Source organism: Nonomuraea sp. NPDC050227 (genome assembly GCF_044459705.1).
GTDB lineage: Bacteria > Actinomycetota > Actinomycetes > Streptosporangiales > Streptosporangiaceae > Nonomuraea.
In genome coordinates this window covers 143,774-159,757 of the sequence record NZ_JBITJF010000008.1, presented here as the reverse complement: position 1 = coordinate 159,757, position 15,984 = coordinate 143,774, and the positions used below count along the sequence as shown (strand labels likewise).

15 protein-coding genes are annotated in these 15,984 nt (G+C 71.9%); 10 read left to right on the top strand and 5 right to left on the bottom strand.

Translation table 11 applies throughout. The annotated features are described in order from the left end of the window. Positions 1-51 precede the first annotated feature (51 nt). Both ACIBK9_RS29725 and ACIBK9_RS29720 read left to right on the top strand, forming a co-directional pair. Positions 52-1,092, top strand: a complete 1,041-nt coding sequence (locus ACIBK9_RS29725) for an LLM class F420-dependent oxidoreductase (RefSeq protein WP_397162166.1) — start codon at positions 52-54, stop codon at positions 1,090-1,092. Between the two features lie 251 nt (positions 1,093-1,343). Further along, positions 1,344-2,645 carry a dicarboxylate/amino acid:cation symporter gene (locus ACIBK9_RS29720; protein WP_352327130.1) on the top strand — a complete coding sequence of 434 codons (1,302 nt, stop codon included), beginning with the start codon at positions 1,344-1,346 and terminating at the stop codon, positions 2,643-2,645. 43 nt (positions 2,646-2,688) lie between these two features. Here the strand turns inward: ACIBK9_RS29720 and ACIBK9_RS29715 are convergent, their stop codons facing one another. Continuing rightward, on the bottom strand, positions 2,689-2,898 hold the full coding sequence (locus tag ACIBK9_RS29715) for a helix-turn-helix domain-containing protein (protein WP_397162165.1): 210 nt from the start codon (positions 2,896-2,898) through the stop codon (positions 2,689-2,691). Further along, positions 2,898-3,497: a DUF2975 domain-containing protein gene (locus ACIBK9_RS29710; RefSeq protein WP_397162164.1), complete on the bottom strand. Its 600-nt coding sequence runs from the start codon at positions 3,495-3,497 to the stop codon at positions 2,898-2,900. The genes ACIBK9_RS29715 and ACIBK9_RS29710 overlap by 1 nt, the downstream gene beginning before the upstream one ends. A gap of 158 nt (positions 3,498-3,655) precedes the next feature. Between ACIBK9_RS29710 and ACIBK9_RS29705 the strand changes: the two genes are divergently transcribed. From ACIBK9_RS29705 to ACIBK9_RS29670, 8 genes are all read left to right on the top strand, one after another. After that, entirely contained in the window at positions 3,656-5,302 is a 1,647-nt protein-coding gene (locus ACIBK9_RS29705) for a serine/threonine-protein kinase (protein WP_397162163.1), read from the top strand. A gap of 82 nt (positions 5,303-5,384) precedes the next feature. Beyond that, positions 5,385-6,458: a M24 family metallopeptidase gene (locus tag ACIBK9_RS29700; protein ID WP_397162162.1), complete on the top strand. Its 1,074-nt coding sequence runs from the start codon at positions 5,385-5,387 to the stop codon at positions 6,456-6,458. 25 nt (positions 6,459-6,483) lie between these two features. Beyond that, on the top strand, positions 6,484-7,044 hold the full coding sequence (gene efp / locus ACIBK9_RS29695) for an elongation factor P (protein ID WP_352326968.1): 561 nt from the start codon (positions 6,484-6,486) through the stop codon (positions 7,042-7,044). A gap of 1 nt (position 7,045) precedes the next feature. Further along, positions 7,046-7,456: a transcription antitermination factor NusB gene (nusB, locus tag ACIBK9_RS29690; RefSeq protein WP_387666389.1), complete on the top strand. Its 411-nt coding sequence runs from the start codon at positions 7,046-7,048 to the stop codon at positions 7,454-7,456. Between the two features lie 223 nt (positions 7,457-7,679). After that, complete coding sequence (locus ACIBK9_RS29685; RefSeq protein WP_397162161.1) at positions 7,680-8,018, top strand: MmcQ/YjbR family DNA-binding protein; 339 nt, start codon at positions 7,680-7,682, stop codon at positions 8,016-8,018. Between the two features lie 94 nt (positions 8,019-8,112). Further along, a complete protein-coding gene (locus ACIBK9_RS29680) occupies positions 8,113-8,868 on the top strand; it encodes a methyltransferase domain-containing protein (RefSeq protein WP_364331452.1) in 756 nt (251 codons plus the stop codon). A gap of 32 nt (positions 8,869-8,900) precedes the next feature. Continuing rightward, positions 8,901-10,142, top strand: coding sequence for a DNA polymerase IV (gene dinB, locus ACIBK9_RS29675; protein WP_397162160.1), 1,242 nt, complete (start codon positions 8,901-8,903; stop codon positions 10,140-10,142). A gap of 240 nt (positions 10,143-10,382) precedes the next feature. Continuing rightward, complete coding sequence (locus tag ACIBK9_RS29670) at positions 10,383-10,778, top strand: DUF3040 domain-containing protein (protein WP_364331446.1); 396 nt, start codon at positions 10,383-10,385, stop codon at positions 10,776-10,778. A gap of 103 nt (positions 10,779-10,881) precedes the next feature. On the opposite strand, the gene ACIBK9_RS29665 is transcribed toward ACIBK9_RS29670, so the two are convergent. The 3 genes from ACIBK9_RS29665 to ACIBK9_RS29655 are packed head-to-tail and all read right to left on the bottom strand — an operon-like array spanning position 10,882 to position 15,541. Continuing rightward, complete coding sequence (locus tag ACIBK9_RS29665) at positions 10,882-13,308, bottom strand: transglutaminaseTgpA domain-containing protein (protein WP_397162159.1); 2,427 nt, start codon at positions 13,306-13,308, stop codon at positions 10,882-10,884. Then, the gene (locus tag ACIBK9_RS29660; protein ID WP_358293949.1) at positions 13,305-14,567 is read right to left on the bottom strand and encodes a DUF58 domain-containing protein; all 1,263 of its coding nucleotides are present in this window, start codon (positions 14,565-14,567) and stop codon (positions 13,305-13,307) included. Before ACIBK9_RS29660 ends, ACIBK9_RS29665 begins: the two co-directional genes overlap by 4 nt. Beyond that, positions 14,564-15,541, bottom strand: coding sequence for a MoxR family ATPase (locus ACIBK9_RS29655; RefSeq protein WP_352326975.1), 978 nt, complete (start codon positions 15,539-15,541; stop codon positions 14,564-14,566). Before ACIBK9_RS29655 ends, ACIBK9_RS29660 begins: the two co-directional genes overlap by 4 nt. Positions 15,542-15,984: the final 443 nt, after the last annotated feature.

The following is a 15,984-nucleotide window of genomic DNA, read 5'->3' as shown; positions in this document are numbered from 1 at the left end:
TAACCTGTTGACGTCGCAACGGAACAACATTCGGTTCATCGGGAGCCCGGCATGCGCATCGGTATGGCACTCAACTACTCGGGCGGTTTCAAGGAGACGGTCGCCGAGCTGGCCGACTACGAGAAGGCGGGCCTCGACATCGTCTTCGTGGCCGAGGCGTACAGCTTCGACGCCGTCAGCCAGATGGGGTACATCGCGGCCAAGACCGAGCGGGTGCAGATCGCCTCGGGCATCCTGCCGATCTACTCCCGCACGCCGACCTTGCTGGCCATGACCGCCGCGGGCATGGACTTCGTCTCCGACGGGCGCTTCACGCTGGGCATCGGCACGTCGGGGCCGCAGGTCATCGAGGGCTTCCACGGGGTGCCGTACACCGCGCCGATCGGGCGCACCCGGGAGGTCATCGAGATCTGCCGCAAGGTGTGGCGGCGCGAGCGGCTGGAGCACGCCGGACGCAACTACCAGGTGCCGCTGCCCGCCGGGGAGGGCACCGGCCTGGGCAAGCCGCTGAAGATCATCAACCACCCGGTGCGCCCGCGCATCCCGATCGTGGTCGCCGCCATCGGCCCCAAGAACGTGGAGATGACCGCCGAGCTGGCCGAGGGCTGGGAGCCGATCTTCTACTACCCGGAGAAGGCCGCCGACGTGTGGGGCCCCTCGCTGGCCGCCGGCCGGGCGAAGCGCGACCCCGAGCTGGGCGAGCTCGACGTGATCGCCCAGGCGGCGCTGGCCATCGGCGACGACGTGACCGGGCTGCGCGAGTTCGGCCGGGCGATGGCCGCCCTGTACATCGGCGGCATGGGCGCCAAGGGCAAGAACTTCTACAACGACCTGGCCCGGCGCTACGGCTACGAGAAGGAGGCCGAGCAGATCCAGGACCTCTACCTGGAGGGCAAGAAGGACGAGGCCGCCGCGCTGGTGCCCGCCGAGCTGCTGGAGAACATGTCGCTGATCGGCAGCGAGGGCTTCGTCCGCGACCGGATCGCGGCGCTGAAGGAGTCGGGGGTGACGACGCTCAACGTCGCGCCGCTCGGCCGTACCCACGAGGAGCGCGTCCGCCTGCTGGAGAAGGTCAAGGAGCTGGCCGGCTGATCGGACGGGCTCCGGAAGGGGTGTGACGCACGTCACAATGCCGAGCGGGAATATGCCCCGTTTCGCATGGTGTTGTACGTCCTCGTGAGGTTCTCTGTGGTCATCGTGCGGCTCGTCGAGCGTCTGCACGTGGATCTGTGCCGTCTGCACGGATCCCTTTGTCGCTGATCGGCGCGTCCCCCAGACTCCCCCCTTCCTCACCCGCATGCCCCCTTCGCCGTGGCATGCCTGACTTCCGGAGCCTTCCTCCCGTGAAGAGATTCACCTTCTCCCTTCAGCTGCTGCTCGGCCTGGCCGTCGGCGTCGCCCTGGGGTTCGTCGCCAAGATCTGGGACGTGGCCTGGCTGGCCGAGACGCTGACCCAGGTCGGCAAGATCTTCGTCCAGCTCCTCAAGCTGGCCGTGCCGCCGCTGGTGTTCACCGCCGTGCTGGTCAGCGTGGCCAACCTGCGCAACGTCAACGGCGCCGCCCGTCTGGCCTCCAAGACCCTGCTGTGGTTCCTGATCACCGCGTTCGTCTCGGTGGCCTTCGCGATCGCGCTCGGCCTGATCATCAACCCGGGCCAGGGCGTCACCCTGGACACCGGCGCGGCCAAGGCCGTCGACACCGAGGGCGCCGGCACCTGGCTCGACTTCGTCACCGGCATCCTGCCCACCAACATCGTCACGGCCTTCACCGAGGTGAACGTCCTCCAGATCGTCTTCCTGGGTGTCGTACTCGGCGCGGCGGCCCTGGCGGTGGGCGAGAAGGCCGAGCCGTTCCTCAACCTCAGCCGTTCGGTGCTCGAACTGGTGCAGAAGGCCCTGTGGTGGGTCATCCGCCTGGCCCCGATCGGCACCGCCGGCCTCATCGGCAAGGCCGTCTCCACGTACGGCTGGGACCTGCTGGCCCCGCTGGCCAAGTTCAGCGTCGGCGTGTACGTCGGCTGCTTCATCGTGCTGCTGGCCGTCTACCCGACGCTGCTCGCGGTGTGGGGCAAGGTCAACCCGATCACGTTCTTCCGCAACGCCTGGCCCGCCATCGAGCTGGCCTTCGTCTCCCGGTCCTCGGTCGGCACGCTGCCCCTGACCCAGCGCGTCACCGTCGAGCGCAACGGCGTGGACCGTGACTACGCCTCCTTCGCGGTGCCCTTCGGCGCCACCACCAAGATGGACGGCTGCGCCTCGGTCTACCCGGCGCTCGCCGCGATCTTCGTGGCCCAGGTGTTCGGCGTGCACCTCGGGGTGGGGGACTACCTGCTGATCGCGTTCGTCTCGGTCGTCGGCTCGGCCGCCACCGCCGGTCTGACCGGCGCGATCGTCATGCTGACGCTCACGCTGAGCACGCTGGGCCTGCCGCTCGAAGGCGTCGGCCTGCTGCTGGCGATCGACCCGATCCTCGACATGATCCGCACCGCGACCAACGTGGCCGGCCAGATGGTCGTCCCGGTCCTGGTGGCCCGCTCCGAGGGCCGTCTGGACGAGGCGGTCTTCAACGCGCCGCCGCAGCCGCTCGACGACGCCCCGGCGTCGGCCGCCCGCACGCCGCGCGCGCCGGAGCCCGCGACGGCCTGACCGGAATTCGACCGAGGGCGGGTGGCCGTGCGGCCACCCGCCCTCAGTCGTAGGTGAGCAGATCGCCGGGCTGACAGCCCAGGGCCTCGCACAGCCGGGTCAGCGTGGAGAAGCGGATGGCCTTGGCGTGGCCGTTCTTGAGTATCGACAGGTTCACGACGGTGATCTCCACCTTGTGCGACAGCTCGGTGAGGGTCATGCCGCGCTCGGCGAGCAGTTCGTCCAGGCGTACCCGGATGGTGCCTGCGGGCATCAGATCGTGGCCTCGACCTCGTCGAGCAGGGCCACGCCCCGGCGGACGATCTCCGAGACCCCGAGCGCGCACAGGCCGGCCACCAGGCCCGCGAGCGGCACGCCCGGCGCCGGGACGAACGCCGGACCGGTCGTCAGCAGCATGCCGGACAGTATGGCCTGCGCCGCCGTGCCGAGCCCGGCCGACACGAGCGAACCGGCGATCAGGATCCAGCCCAGCCGCCGCAGGTGCCCGGCCGTCACCGCGGAGAACAGCGCCCGGTCGCCCGACCGCGCCCTGCGCAACGCGCGGACCACGGTGTAGAGCGCGAGCAGCCCGGTCGCCGTGGGCGGCGCCCACAGCAGGAGGTAGAGCAGCGCCGCCGCGGGCGAGGGCCCCACGGGGCGGAGGGTCACGTCGGCCGCGGCGCTGACGATCTCCACCCCCGGGACGGGGGTCACGGGCGGCGTCACGCCGGAGACGTGCAGCGGGACGCCGATGCCGTTGGCCGTGCCGAACACGGCGATCAGGACGGTGGCCCCCAGGGCGGTGAGCGCGCCGAGGCAGCCGAGGGCGAGGCCGATGCTCAACAGGACCTCAAGCCGGTTGATCCACTTCATGGGCATAACGATAATCGTAAATAACGAAAGTCGTTATGTCGAGGGACGGCGGGCGCGGCCTGACGGGGGATGCGAACCGTGGATCATGGGGCGGGGAGGGGCTGGGGGGCCCTATGGTGGGTCGGAAATAGCCCACTTTTCGAGTTTTTGGCGGGGATATGTCCGACGCTACGCCTTCGATGGTCGCCGACCGGTACCGGCTTGACGAGCTCATCGGCAGCGGTCCGATGGGTGAGGTGTGGCGGGCCTACGACACCCGCGCCGACTGGGTCGTGGCCGTGAAGATCCTGGGCGCGGGCGAGGCCGGCGCGGCCGGCGAGGCCGCCAGGGAGGCGCTGAAGCAGCACGCGCAGGCGGTGGCCAGGGTGATCCACCCCAATGTGGCCATGGTCCTCGACGTGGGCGACCAGGAGGGCGCCCCGTTCCTGGTGACCGAGTTCCTCACCGGCACCAGCGTGGGGGAGGACCTGGCGGCCGAGGGGCCCATGCCGATCGTCGAGGTGTGCGACCTGGTCGGCCAGGCGGCCGCCGGGCTGGACGCCGCGCACCGCGCCGGGGTGTTCCACGGGCAGATCGACTCCGGCAGCTTCCGGCGGGCGGCCAGCGGCGTGCTGAAGGTCGTCGGGTTCGGGCTGCCGGACGAGGAGCCGTCCCAGGCCGAGCGCCGCTACCTGGCCCCTGAGCGGGCCTCCGGCCGTCCCGCCACGGCCGCCGCCGACCTGTACGCCCTCGGCGCCGTCTGCTACGAGCTCCTCTGCGGCCGCCCGCCCGCCGCCGCCCCCGACCTGCCGGTGACCGGCATGCGCGCCACCCCGCCGTCCCCGCCCTCCGCCCCCGCAACCCCGGCCCCTGGAACCGAGGCTCCGGAAACCGCAGGCGCCGGGGCCGTGACTCCCGGGACCGTGGGTGGCCCGAGTGCGGCTCCCGGCGCCGCGGCGCCCGGGATTGCCGGGCAGGGGGTCGTCCCGCCCAGTGCGATCCGGCCCGAGATCCCGGCCGAGCTGGACCGGCTCGTCCTCGCGATGCTCGCGCCCGACCCCGCCAGGCGGCCTTCGGGCGGCGAGCCCGTCCGCCGGGCCCTGGCCGCCATCGCCCGGCCCGGCGCGGCCCCGGGAGCGGCCCCGGCGGCCGCCAACCCCGCCGGCGCCCCGGCGGGCCGGCCGGGCGACACCCAGGTCTACGACTTCAACGGCGTCCCGCGGGCCGGTGACACCGCCGTCTACGAGTCCGCCGAGCTGGACCCGGCGCCGCCGCGTACCGGGAACAAGCTGCTGATCCAGATGGGGATCGCCGTCGCGGTCATCGCCGTGGTGGCCGTCGCCATGGTGATGTGGGCGGGCTCGCGCGAGGAGACCCCGGTGGCCGAGCCGAGCGCGAGCAGGCCCCCCACGCCCGTCCTGACGCCGGACGTCGCGCCGCCCGCCCGCCCGACCTCCGAGCCGCCCCGAGCCAGCCCCACCGACCTCACCCCGAGCGACACCGCCACCAGCCTGGTCCAGACCGTCGGCCCCAAGGCGACCCTGGACTCCGGGCAGACCCCGGCGGGCGGCTGGGACCACTGGCTGGTGAAGTTCGACGAGGCGGTGACGGCCCAGGAGGACATCGGCGACATCGACCCCCATGTCGCCGAGAAGGTCCACGACAAGCTCAGGAAGGCCGCCAAGAAGCTCCAGGACGGCCATTTCGAGCCCGCCCGCGGCCAGATCGCCGGCGTCTACCGGGACCTGCGCAAGGCCCAGGTGAAGGGCGACGTCCCCCTGTCGGGCCCCCTCGCCTCCTTCCTGGACGACTTCGCCGTCTCCTGACCGTGACGGGGGGCGGGGGGCCCGTGGTTTCCCCTCTCCTGGCCGGGTGGGGGAGGGGGCGGGGCGCGCGTACATTGGCGGGATGACCATCGACCACGCGGCGCGCCGGGCACGCCTGGCCGCCGCGCTGCCCGCCCACGAGGTCCCCGCGCTCCTCGTCACCTCCCCCGTCAACGTCCGCTACCTCACCGGGCTGGTCAGCTCGAACGCGGCCGTCCTGGTCAGGGCGGACGGGTCGGCGCTGCTGGCGACCGACAACCGCTACATCGACAAGACCCGCGCCCTGGACGTGCCCGCGGTCGAGGCGCCCGACGTGGCCGGCCGGCTGGCGGCGCCGGGCGTGGGCATCGAGGCCGCCGCCATGACCGTGGCGACCTTCCGCCGCCTGGAGGCGGGCCTGGCAGAGAGCGGAGGCGACAGCGAGGGCCAGGGCCTGGTGCCGCTCGGCCCGCTGGTCGAGGAGCTGCGCGCGGTCAAGGACGAGGCGGAGCTGGAGCTCATCCGCACCGCCTGCGCCCTGACCGACCAGGCCTTCGCCGACGTGCTCCCGCTGATCGCGCCGGGCCTCACCGAGCGCGCCCTGGCCCGTCTCCTCGACAACCGCATGACCGAGCTGGGCGCCGACAAGCCGGCGTTCGACACGATCGTCGCCGCCGGAGAGAACGGAGCGATCCCGCACCACGCCCCCACCGACCGCGAGCTGCGCGCCGGCGACCTGGTCACGATGGACTTCGGCGCCCGCTACCACGGCTACCACGCCGACATGACCAGGACGGTCTGCCTGGGCGCGCCCGCCGCCTGGCAGCGTGACCTGTACGACCTGGTCAGGCGCGCCCAGCGGGCCGGCCGGCACGCCCTGACCCCGGGAGCCCGGGCCAAGGACGTCGACGCCGCCGCCCGCGGCCTGATCGAGGCGGCGGGCCACGGCGAGCACTTCCGGCACGGCCTGGGCCACGGCGTCGGCCTGGAGATCCACGAGGACCCGTTCCTGGGCCCCTCCAGGACCGGTAGACTAGAGGATCGAGTTCCGATCACCGTCGAGCCTGGGATCTACCTCCCCGAGCGGGGCGGGGTTCGCATCGAGGACACCCTCGTGACCCGTGAGGGCGGGCCGGAACTTTTCACCAAGACCACCAAGGAGCTGCTCGTCCTTTAGAGCGGCCACACGCGGGAGAGAACGAGTGGCGACGACCAACGACCTCAAGAACGGCATGGTGCTGAAGCTCGAGGGCGGTGAGCTCTGGAGCGTTGTCGAGTTCCAGCACGTCAAGCCGGGCAAGGGCGGCGCGTTCGTGCGCACCAAGCTCAAGAACGTCCTCTCCGGCAAGGTCGTCGACAAGACCTTCAACGCCGGCGTGAAGGTCGACGTGGCCAACGTCGACAAGCGCGAGATGCAGTACTCCTACAAGGACGGCGACGACTTCGTCTTCATGGACACCGAGACCTACGACATGGTCAACGTGCCCGCCCGCACCGTCGGCACCGCCGCCAACTACATGCTGGAGAACACCCTCGCCACGATCGCGTTCAACGAGGGCTCGGCGCTCTACGTCGACCTGCCCGCCGCCGTCGAGCTGCTGATCTCCAACACCGAGCCCGGCCTGCAGGGCGACCGCTCCACCGGCGGCACCAAGCCCGCCACGCTGGAGACCGGCGCCGAGATCAAGGTGCCGCTGTTCATCACCACCGGCGAGAAGGTCAAGGTCGACACCCGCAGCGGCGAATACCTCGGCCGGGCCTGAGGTGTCTGCACGCGGCAAAGCACGCAGGCGCGCCCTTGACATCCTCTTCGAGGCCGAGCTGCGCTCGGAGGATCCGCTGAAGATCCTCGCCGAGCGCGTCGAGCGGCAGGAGCCGCCGGTCAACGAGTACACCTCGGCCATCGTCGAGGGCGTCGCCCGCCACCATGCCCGCATCGACGAGCTGATCACCACCTACTCCGAGGGCTGGACACTCGACCGCATGCCCGCGGTCGACCGCAATCTGCTGCGCGGCGGCACGTACGAGCTGCTGTGGATGCCCGGCGTGCCGGAGGGCGTGGTCATCAGCGAGTGGGTGCACCTGGCGGGCGAGCTGTCGACCGACGAGTCGCCGCAGTTCATCAACGGCCTGCTGGCCCGGTTCAAGCAACTCAAGCCAAGCCTCACCCTTTAGACAAAGGCCGCGAAGGCCGTTTCGGAGTACGTTCCACTCAGACGGTCCGTACGGCTCGCGAAGAGGCGGCGGGAGGCGCGCCGGCGCGCGGCCTTCCGGTGCGGTCCCCGGCCTGGCCGCGGGGCCGTGAGCCGGTCCGGGGAAGTGGCGCGTCACCAGCCGCGACGCGCCCTTTTCCGGCCCTGTCCGGCCTTGTCCGGCTTTCTGGGTGAGCATGGGTCCCATGGTGACCGAAGACGAGGTGCGCGCCCTCGCCCTGGCGCTCCCCGAGACCGCCGAGAAACCCATGTACGGCACGCCCGCCTTCTACGTGCGCGGCAGGTGGTTCGCCCGGATCACACAGGAGGACGGCGTGCTCGCCGTGCCGGTGGGCGGCGTGGAGCTCAAGCACGAGCTGATCGCCGCCGTCCCCGGCACGTTCCTCTCCACACCCCACTACGACGGGCACGCCGTGGTGCTGGTGCGCCTGGCGGCCGTGGCGGCCGGCGAGCTGGCCGAGCTGCTGACCGACGCCTGGCGGCTGCGCGCGCCGAAGAGGATCGCGGCGGCCTTCGACGGTTAGGGTCCGGCCTGCGGGCGACGCCGCGTACGGCGTAGGCTGGGCCCGTCCGCACAGGGCGAGGGCCGCCCGCGGAGGAGAGAGAGGCGAGCCGACGTTGCGAGCAGAAGGCGTCACCACGAAGACCCCGGCGGTGCGCACCGCCGTCGTGTGGGGCGCGTTGCGGTCGGTGCTGGCCGAGCGTGCCGAGGCCGTCGGCCGGGCCACGCTCGACATCGTCGACGCCGGCGGGGGCACCGGCGGGTTCGCCGTGCCGCTGGCCGAGCTCGGCCACACCGTCACCGTCGTCGACCCCAGCCCCGACTCGCTGGCCGCGCTGGAGCGCCGGGCCAAGGAGAAGGGCGTGGGCGTGCGCGGCCTGCAGGGCGACACCGCCGACCTCGGCGACCTGCTCGACCGCGACAGCGCCGACCTGGTCCTGTGCCACAGCGTCCTGGAGTACGTCGACGACCCCACCGGCGCGCTGGCCGCCGTCGCCGGGCTGCTGCGCCCGGGTGGCGCCGTCAGCGTGCTGGCCGCCAACCCCGTGGCCAGCGCGATCCACCGGGCGCTGGCCGGGCAGTTCGACGAGGCCAGGGCCGTGCTGGCCGACCCGCGCGGCACGTGGGGCGACCGCGACCCCACGCCGCGGCGTTTCACCGCCGAGACCCTGGCGCAGCTGCTGACCGCCACGGGCTTCACCGTCGGCGCGGTCCACGGCGTGCGGGTCTTCGCCGACCTGGTGCCCAGCCGGCTCGTCGACGGCGAGCCCGGCGCGGCCGACGCGCTCGTGGCGCTGGAGCAGGCCGCCGCCGTCCACCCCGTGCTGCGGGACGTCGCCACCCAGGTGCACGTCCTCGGCCACCGCCCCTAGTCTGGAACGTCTGTTCGGATAGACTCGCAGGCGTGTCCCGCAAGCAGATCACAGGCATCGGCCCCGCGCCGCGGACCGGGGTCGATGACAGCGGCTGCCCGATTCTCCACGTCGACATGGACGCCTTCTTCGCCAGCGTCGAGCTGCTGGAACGGCCGGAGCTGCGGGGCCGCCCGGTGATCGTCGGCTCGCCGGCCGGGCGCGGCGTCGTGCTCAGCGCCACCTACGAGGCCAGGGCGTCCGGCGTGCACTCGGCGATGCCGATGAGCAGGGCGCGCCGGTTGTGCCCGCAGGCCACGATCATCCCGCCCAGCCACGGCAAGTACTCCGAGGTCTCCCGGGGCGTCATGGAGATCTTCCACTCGATCACCCCGCTGGTCGAGCCGATCGCCTCCGACGAGGCGTTCCTCGACGTCGGCGGCGCCCGGCGGCGGCTCGGCCCGCCCGCGACGATCGCCGCCATGATCAGGGAGCAGGTCCTCGACCGCTACGGCATCACCTGCTCGGTCGGGGTGGCCTCCAGCAAATTCGTGGCAAAGCTGGCCTCCAAGCAGTGCAAGCCCGACGGCCTGCTGGTGGTGCCCGAAGGGCAGGTGGTCGACTTCCTCCACCCGCTGCCGGTCGCGGCGTTGTGGGGCGTGGGGGAGCGCACCGAGCAGTCCCTCGTCCGGCTCGGCATCCGCACCGTCGGCGACCTGGCCAGAGTGCCGCTGGGCACGCTCCAGCGCGAGCTCGGGCAGGCCGTCGGCGGCCACCTGGCGACGCTGGCCTGGGGGCGCGACGAGCGTCCGGTGACCGCGCACGTGCCCGACAAGAGCATCGGCAACGAGGAGACCTTCGCGGCCGACGTCGACGACCCCGAGGTGATCCGGCGCGAGCTGCTGCGCCTGGCCGAGCGCGTGGCGGCCCGGATGCGTAAGGGCGGACACGTGGGCAGAACTGTAAGTGTGAAGCTGCGCCGGGCCGATTTCACCACGATCACCCGGTCGCGCACCCTGCGGGAGCCGACCGACGTGGCCCAGGTGATCTACGCCACCGCCTGCGAGCTGTTCGAGGCCGCCGGTCTCCAGCGGGTGCGCCTGCGCCTGGTCGGGGTCCGGATGGAGAACCTGCGCCCGGCCGGCGAGGCCACCCATCAGCTCGGCCTGGGCGAGCGCGAGACCGGCTGGCGCGAGGCCGAACAGGCGATGGACAAGGCGATCCGGAGATTTGGCCCCGATGCGGTGCTCCCAGCGTCGCTGGTACGTGGCAAGCTTGATGAAATAGAGACATGACGCCCATGTCCTACTCGATCGGTCAGTCGGGTAGGAGAAGGATGTCGCGATTTTGGGGGAAGGGGTGCGAGATGGTCCACAATGGAGCCATGACGTCACCTCCGGTTTGGTCTGCGTTGGACGTTTGCTTTCGCCTACGTCTACAGCCTCGTATTCTGGGGATAACCGACCGCGAGGTTCGGACACCCCGTGTCGTCCGTTGCCGTCTTCCCCGTCCTGGGGCTGTCCTTGGGAGGCGCCGTGCCGCTCTCTGAGCACGAGCAGCGCTTGCTCGACCAGATCGAGCAGGCCCTCTACGCCGAGGACCCGAAGTGGGCCAACACCGTGAGGATCAGTGACCCGCGCAGCCATTACAAGCGTCGCCTGATCAAAGCCTCCATCGGCTTTGCGCTCGGCGTCGTGATCATGATGGTCGGCGTGGTCATGAGTCAGATCCCGCTCGGCGTCGGCGGTTTCGTGGTCATGCTCGCCGCGTGTCTGTGGGGTCTGTCCAGCTGGAAGCGCATGAACGGGTTCGGCGACTCGCCGCCGGCCCCGGGCGCCGGCGCCACGGGCAGGCAGCCCCGGCGCGCCAACCGGGGCACCTTCATGGAGCGCATGGAGGAGCGCTGGCGCCGTCGTCACGACGAGCGCTGACCTCCTCGCCGCTCCTCGCCGGTCCCGAACCTTCCGCCCTACGCGAACGTGCGGCCGTTCCCCTTCCGGGGAGCGACCGCACGCTCGGTCCTGGGCAGGCGGCTCAGGCGCCCTTGTGGGCCGCCGTCCGCCGCAGCCTGATGTTCTCCAGCAGGTCGAAGCCGTCCAGCAGGCGCTCGCCCAGCGCCCGCAGCCGCCGCAGCGTCGAGGGCGGCAGCAGCACCGCCCGCATCCGCCGTCCCCGCGACACCGTCGCCGCCAGGGCCTGCCGCACCTTGCGCAGGTCCTTTCTCATGGGCCCGATCGTGCCCGGATCCCTGGCGAACAGCACCCGCTCGACCGTCGTCGCGATGGCCGTCATGGCGGCCGCCGACTCGGCGTCGAACTCGTACTGCCGGCTCAGCCGCCGGGCCAGCGCCCTGGGGGTCTCGCTGGCGCCGCGGGTCATGCCGTAGTCGCACAGCACGTCGTCCAGCTCGGCCCAGACGGCCGCGATCGACGGGTGGTGGGCGGTCGCGATCCTGGCCGTCAGGTCGTCGGCCGGTTGCGAGACCTTCCAGCCCAGCGCGCGCACCCGCCGGTTCCTGGTGAGCAGCCGCAACGCCGCCGGGACCAGCAGGAGCAGCAGCAACGCGCCCGCGCCGATGCCGATCTTGCCGATCAGCGGCATCGAGTCGTCCGGCGGCAGGCCGCCCGTGGCGATCAGGCCCTCACGGTCGAGCTCGCGCGGGTTGCGCCGGGTGGAGGGGTTGATCGGGTCGTCGGCGCCGGACTCGGTCGCGCCGCTGCTCGGCGAGGTGGACGGCGTCGTCGAAGGCGCCGGCGGGACCGTGTAGTCCGGCACCCGCGCGCTGCCCTGCCCCAGCGACCCGGACGGCGTCGGCTCGAACGGCAGCCAGCCCACGCCCTCGAAGTACAGCTCGGGCCAGGAGTGCGAGTCGCCGGTCGTGACCGTCCAGTTGTCGCCGGCCTTCGTGCCGCCGGTGTAGCCGATCGCCACCCGCGACGGGATGCCGACGATCCTGGCCAGCACCGCCATCGAGGCCGCGAACTGCTCGCAGTAACCCGTGCGGTCGCGCAGCAGGAAGTCCCGCAGCGCGGAGTTGCCGTGCCCCTGCGTGCGCAGGTCGTAGCGGAAGTCGCCGTCCTTGGTGAAGAACTGCTGGAGCTTCACCGCCGCCTCGTAGTTGGAGTTGGTCTGCGCCGTCAGCGAACGCGCCAGCCGGACGATCTCCGGCGGCAGGTTGTCCGGCAGCTTCAGGTAGCGCCGGTCCACGCTCGGCTGGACACCCTCCAGCGACTCCAGCAGCTCCGGCGTGGCGGCCGGCTCGCTGGTGGCGACCTCGTACTCCAGGCCGGCCGCCTCGTCGGGGATGGAGAAGACCATCAGCGTGCCCACGTCGGCGCGCCAGTCGCCGTCCACCCGGATCTGCCGCGGCGGGTACGGCAGCGGCAGGAACTGCAGCCGCTCGATCTCGTCGCTCATCCGGATCCTGGTGACGACGTTGCTGACCTTCGTGCTCGCGCTCAGCCCCGGAGGCGGCGGCAGCGGGCCGTTCTCCGTCCTGTTGTCCGGCGAGCCCTTCGGCTCGGTCATGCCGAACTGCTGGCCGTCGAAGGTGTCCAGCGCGTAGATCCGCAGGTATCTGGGCTTGTCGTCGTTGTTGTTGTAGGTGAGCACCACGCGCCGCTCGGGCAGTTCGAGCTGCCCCCGCAGGCTCGCGATCGGGCTCGCGATGCTGATCGAGTTGCCCTTGCCGCCGCCCCGGCCGCCCACGCCGAACTGGAAGAAGGAGACCGGCTCCATCACCGGCAGCGCGGCGGGCAGCAGCACGGCCAGCGCGATGGCGGCGAACCCGATGCGCTTGCCCGACAGCCGCAGTCCGCTGGTGTCGGCCCTGGCTCCGCCGGTGTCCGGACGCGGCCCGGTCGCCGCCCTGGTCCGGCGGACGAGCACCGCCCGTCCCCAGTGGCCCACCCGCTCGCGCCCGTCGGCGATCAGCAGGCTGACGAAGCCGAGCGCGGCGATGATGAAGGCGGGCCAGCTGATCGGCTCGGCCAGGATCGTCGCCGGGACCGTGGCCAGCGCCAGCAGCGGCAGCCCGGCCAGCGCCGCCCGCCGCAGCCGCGCGGCGAGCAGGTCCACGGCGATCGCGATGACGCCCACGCCGCCCGCGGTCAGCAGCGTGATGCCGTCCGTGGACGGCACGGGCGCGGCGTAGCGCTGGATGTCGGCCCAGCCGACCCCGAGCAGCCGGCCCAGCTCCCACACCGACTCCTTGGTCGGGATCACCAGCGCCCACGCCTTGCCGGAGGCGAAGACCACGGTCAGGAAGATCCATAACGCGGCCAGCCCGGCCGGCGGCGCGGCCCAGGCGGGCAGCGACAGGCGGGAGCCGATCAGCCCGGCGGCCATCACGGCCAGCACCGCGCCGAGCGACGTCCAGAACCAGGCGCCGCCCTGGAAGAGCGGATAGAGCAGGATCGCCGCGGCGAACGCGGCCACACCCGAGGCGGCCGTCAGCCTCATGCCGCACCTCCCGTGGGGTTGAGCGCGTACCTGCCGCGGTTGGCGGCGTCCGGCCAGACCGAGGCGATGGAGGTGCCGGCGGGCAGGCGGACGATCCGCCAGCCGTAACCGGCCAGGACGCCCTGAACGGCGTCGAAGTTCTCGTGCGAGCCCCGGCCTGCGCCCTCCCAGGTGCCGGCGTCGAGCAGGACCGCGACACCGGTGACGCCGCTGTGCCGCAGCCTGGCCAGCTCCCTGGCCTCCTCGGGGTCGAGCGCGCCGAGCACGGCCACGATCAGGCCGTCGCCGCCGCCCTGGCGCAGGGCCGAGACGCCCATCTCCAGCGAGCGGGCCGAGCTGTGCCGCACCACGGCGAGCGTGTCCAGCAGCGAGTAGCTGAGACCCTGGTCGGTCAGGTGCTCGGCGCCCTGGTCGGTCACCAGCCGCAGGCCCAGACCCTCGTGGGCGAGATGCACGCCGATCGAGGCCGCGGCCGAGACCGCCACCTCGAAGGAGGAGCGCGGGCCCTCGCCGCGGTGGGCGTGCCTGCGGGTGTCCAGCAGGAGCGCGCCGCGGCTCTGCCACTGCTGCTCCTCGCGGCGCACCATCAGCTCGCCGTGCCGGGCGGTCGAGCGCCAGTGCACCCGGCGCAGGTCGTCGCCCTGCCGGTACTCGCGCGGCGCCACGTCGTCGTCGCCGGCCGCGGCCACGCTCCTGGTGCGGCTGTCCCCGCCGCCCGTCCACTCGCCCGACAGCCGTACGTGCGGCAAGGCCACCACCTGCGGCGTCACCACGAGCGTGTCGCTGATCGTGAACGCCCGCGTCAGCTCCACCAGCCCGAACGGGTCGGCGATGCGCACCGACAGCGGCCCGATCGTGTACCTGCCGCGCAGGTCGGACCGGACCCGGTAGTCGATCTCCCGCACGCCCTTGGACTCGACCCGGTCGAGCACGAACCGCGGCCGCACGCCCAGCGCGTACGGCACGGTGTCCTCGATCAGCAGCAGCCCGGTCGGCAGCCTGGTCACGTTCTCCAGGCGCAGCGTCACCGTGGCCTCCCCGCCCACCTCCGCCCTGGGCGGGTCCAGCCTCCGCGCGCAGCTCAGCCGGTACCTGGTACGTGCCACCACCAGCGCGGCCAGCAGCGGCAGCGCCGTGACCAGCACGCCGATCCTGAACAGGTCGTTCTCGCCCAGGATCAGCGCCATCAGCAGCGCCGCGATCCCCGAGGCCAGGAACGACCTGCCGCGGGAGGTCAGCGCCCGCAGTCCGGCTCTCACGACGCTCGCGTCTCCGGCACCGGCACCCGCCTGACGAGGTCGGTCACCACCTGCTCGGGCAGCCGGCGCTGGCCCTGGGCCTCGACGCTGGGCAGCAGCCGGTGCGCCAGCACGGGCACGGCCAGGTCCTGCAGGTCGTCGGGGATGACGTAGTCGCGTCCGGCCAGCGCCGCGTGCGCCCTGGCCGCGCGGACGAGCTGCAGCGTGGACCGGGGGGAGGCGCCCAGCCGCAGGTCGGGGGAGTGGCGGGTGGCCACGACGAGGTCGATGGCGTACTTCTTGACCGGCTGCGAGACGTACACGCCGCGCACGGCCTCGATCAGGGCGCGCACCTCGGCGGTCGTGGCGACCGGCTCCAGCTTGTCCAGCGGCGAGGTGCTGCCGTGCACGTCGAGCATCTCCAGCTCGGCGGTCGGCTCCGGGTAGCCCATGGCGACCCGGGCGGTGAACCGGTCGCGCTGGGCCTCGGGGAGGGGGTAGGTGCCCTCCATCTCGATGGGGTTCTGGGTGGCGATCACCATGAAGGGGGCGTCCAGGGGGTACGTCACGCCGTCCACGGTGACCTGGTGCTCCTCCATGCACTCCAGCAACGCCGACTGCGTCTTGGGGGAGGCGCGGTTGATCTCGTCGCCCACGACGATGTTGGCGAACACCGGCCCGGGCTTGAACTCGAACTCACGCGTCTGCTGGTTGTAGGCGCTGACCCCGGTGATGTCACTGGGCAACAGGTCGGGCGTGAACTGCACGCGGCGCACCGGGCAGTCGATGGACCGCGCCAGAGCCTTGGCGAGCATCGTCTTGCCGACCCCCGGCACGTCCTCGATCAAAAGGTGGCCCTCGGCGAGCAGGACGGTCAGCGTGAGACGGACGGCGTCGCTCTTTCCCTCGATCACCGACTCGATGGCCTGCCGAATTCGGTGGGCGGTGGAGACCAGCTCGTCAAGCTGGGGAGGGACGTCATGGGTTAGTGCCACCAGGCCTCCATAGTGCGACGGCTGTCCCGCACGGTGCCATTACGGGAGCCATGCCATTCCTTTTCCATTGTCTGTACGACCCTACGACGCTGCGGGTTCTTGAGCGACATTTGTGGATATTCCAGGGAACCCCGCTGATGTTCCTGTTCTTGTCGCATAGCAGTGCGAATCCCGTGACACTGACCCCCTCGGCGGCCCCACTTTCCTCCACCCCCGCCTTCGCGCCCGCCGGAAGCCCCTATACCGCCGGTCTTTCCAACCCTCGACACGCCCATGAGGGTTGGCCCGCCCCCCCCGGCGCCCCCCACCCCCGCTCCACCGCTCTGACCTGCGGTAACGCAACGGAAACTGATGATGAAGACGGTTCGAATCAGTTGACGGTGGGGAGAAGTGGAGTATGGTGGTGCGCAGTGGAGGGCCCGGTGCACCAGCGCTGAGCGCTT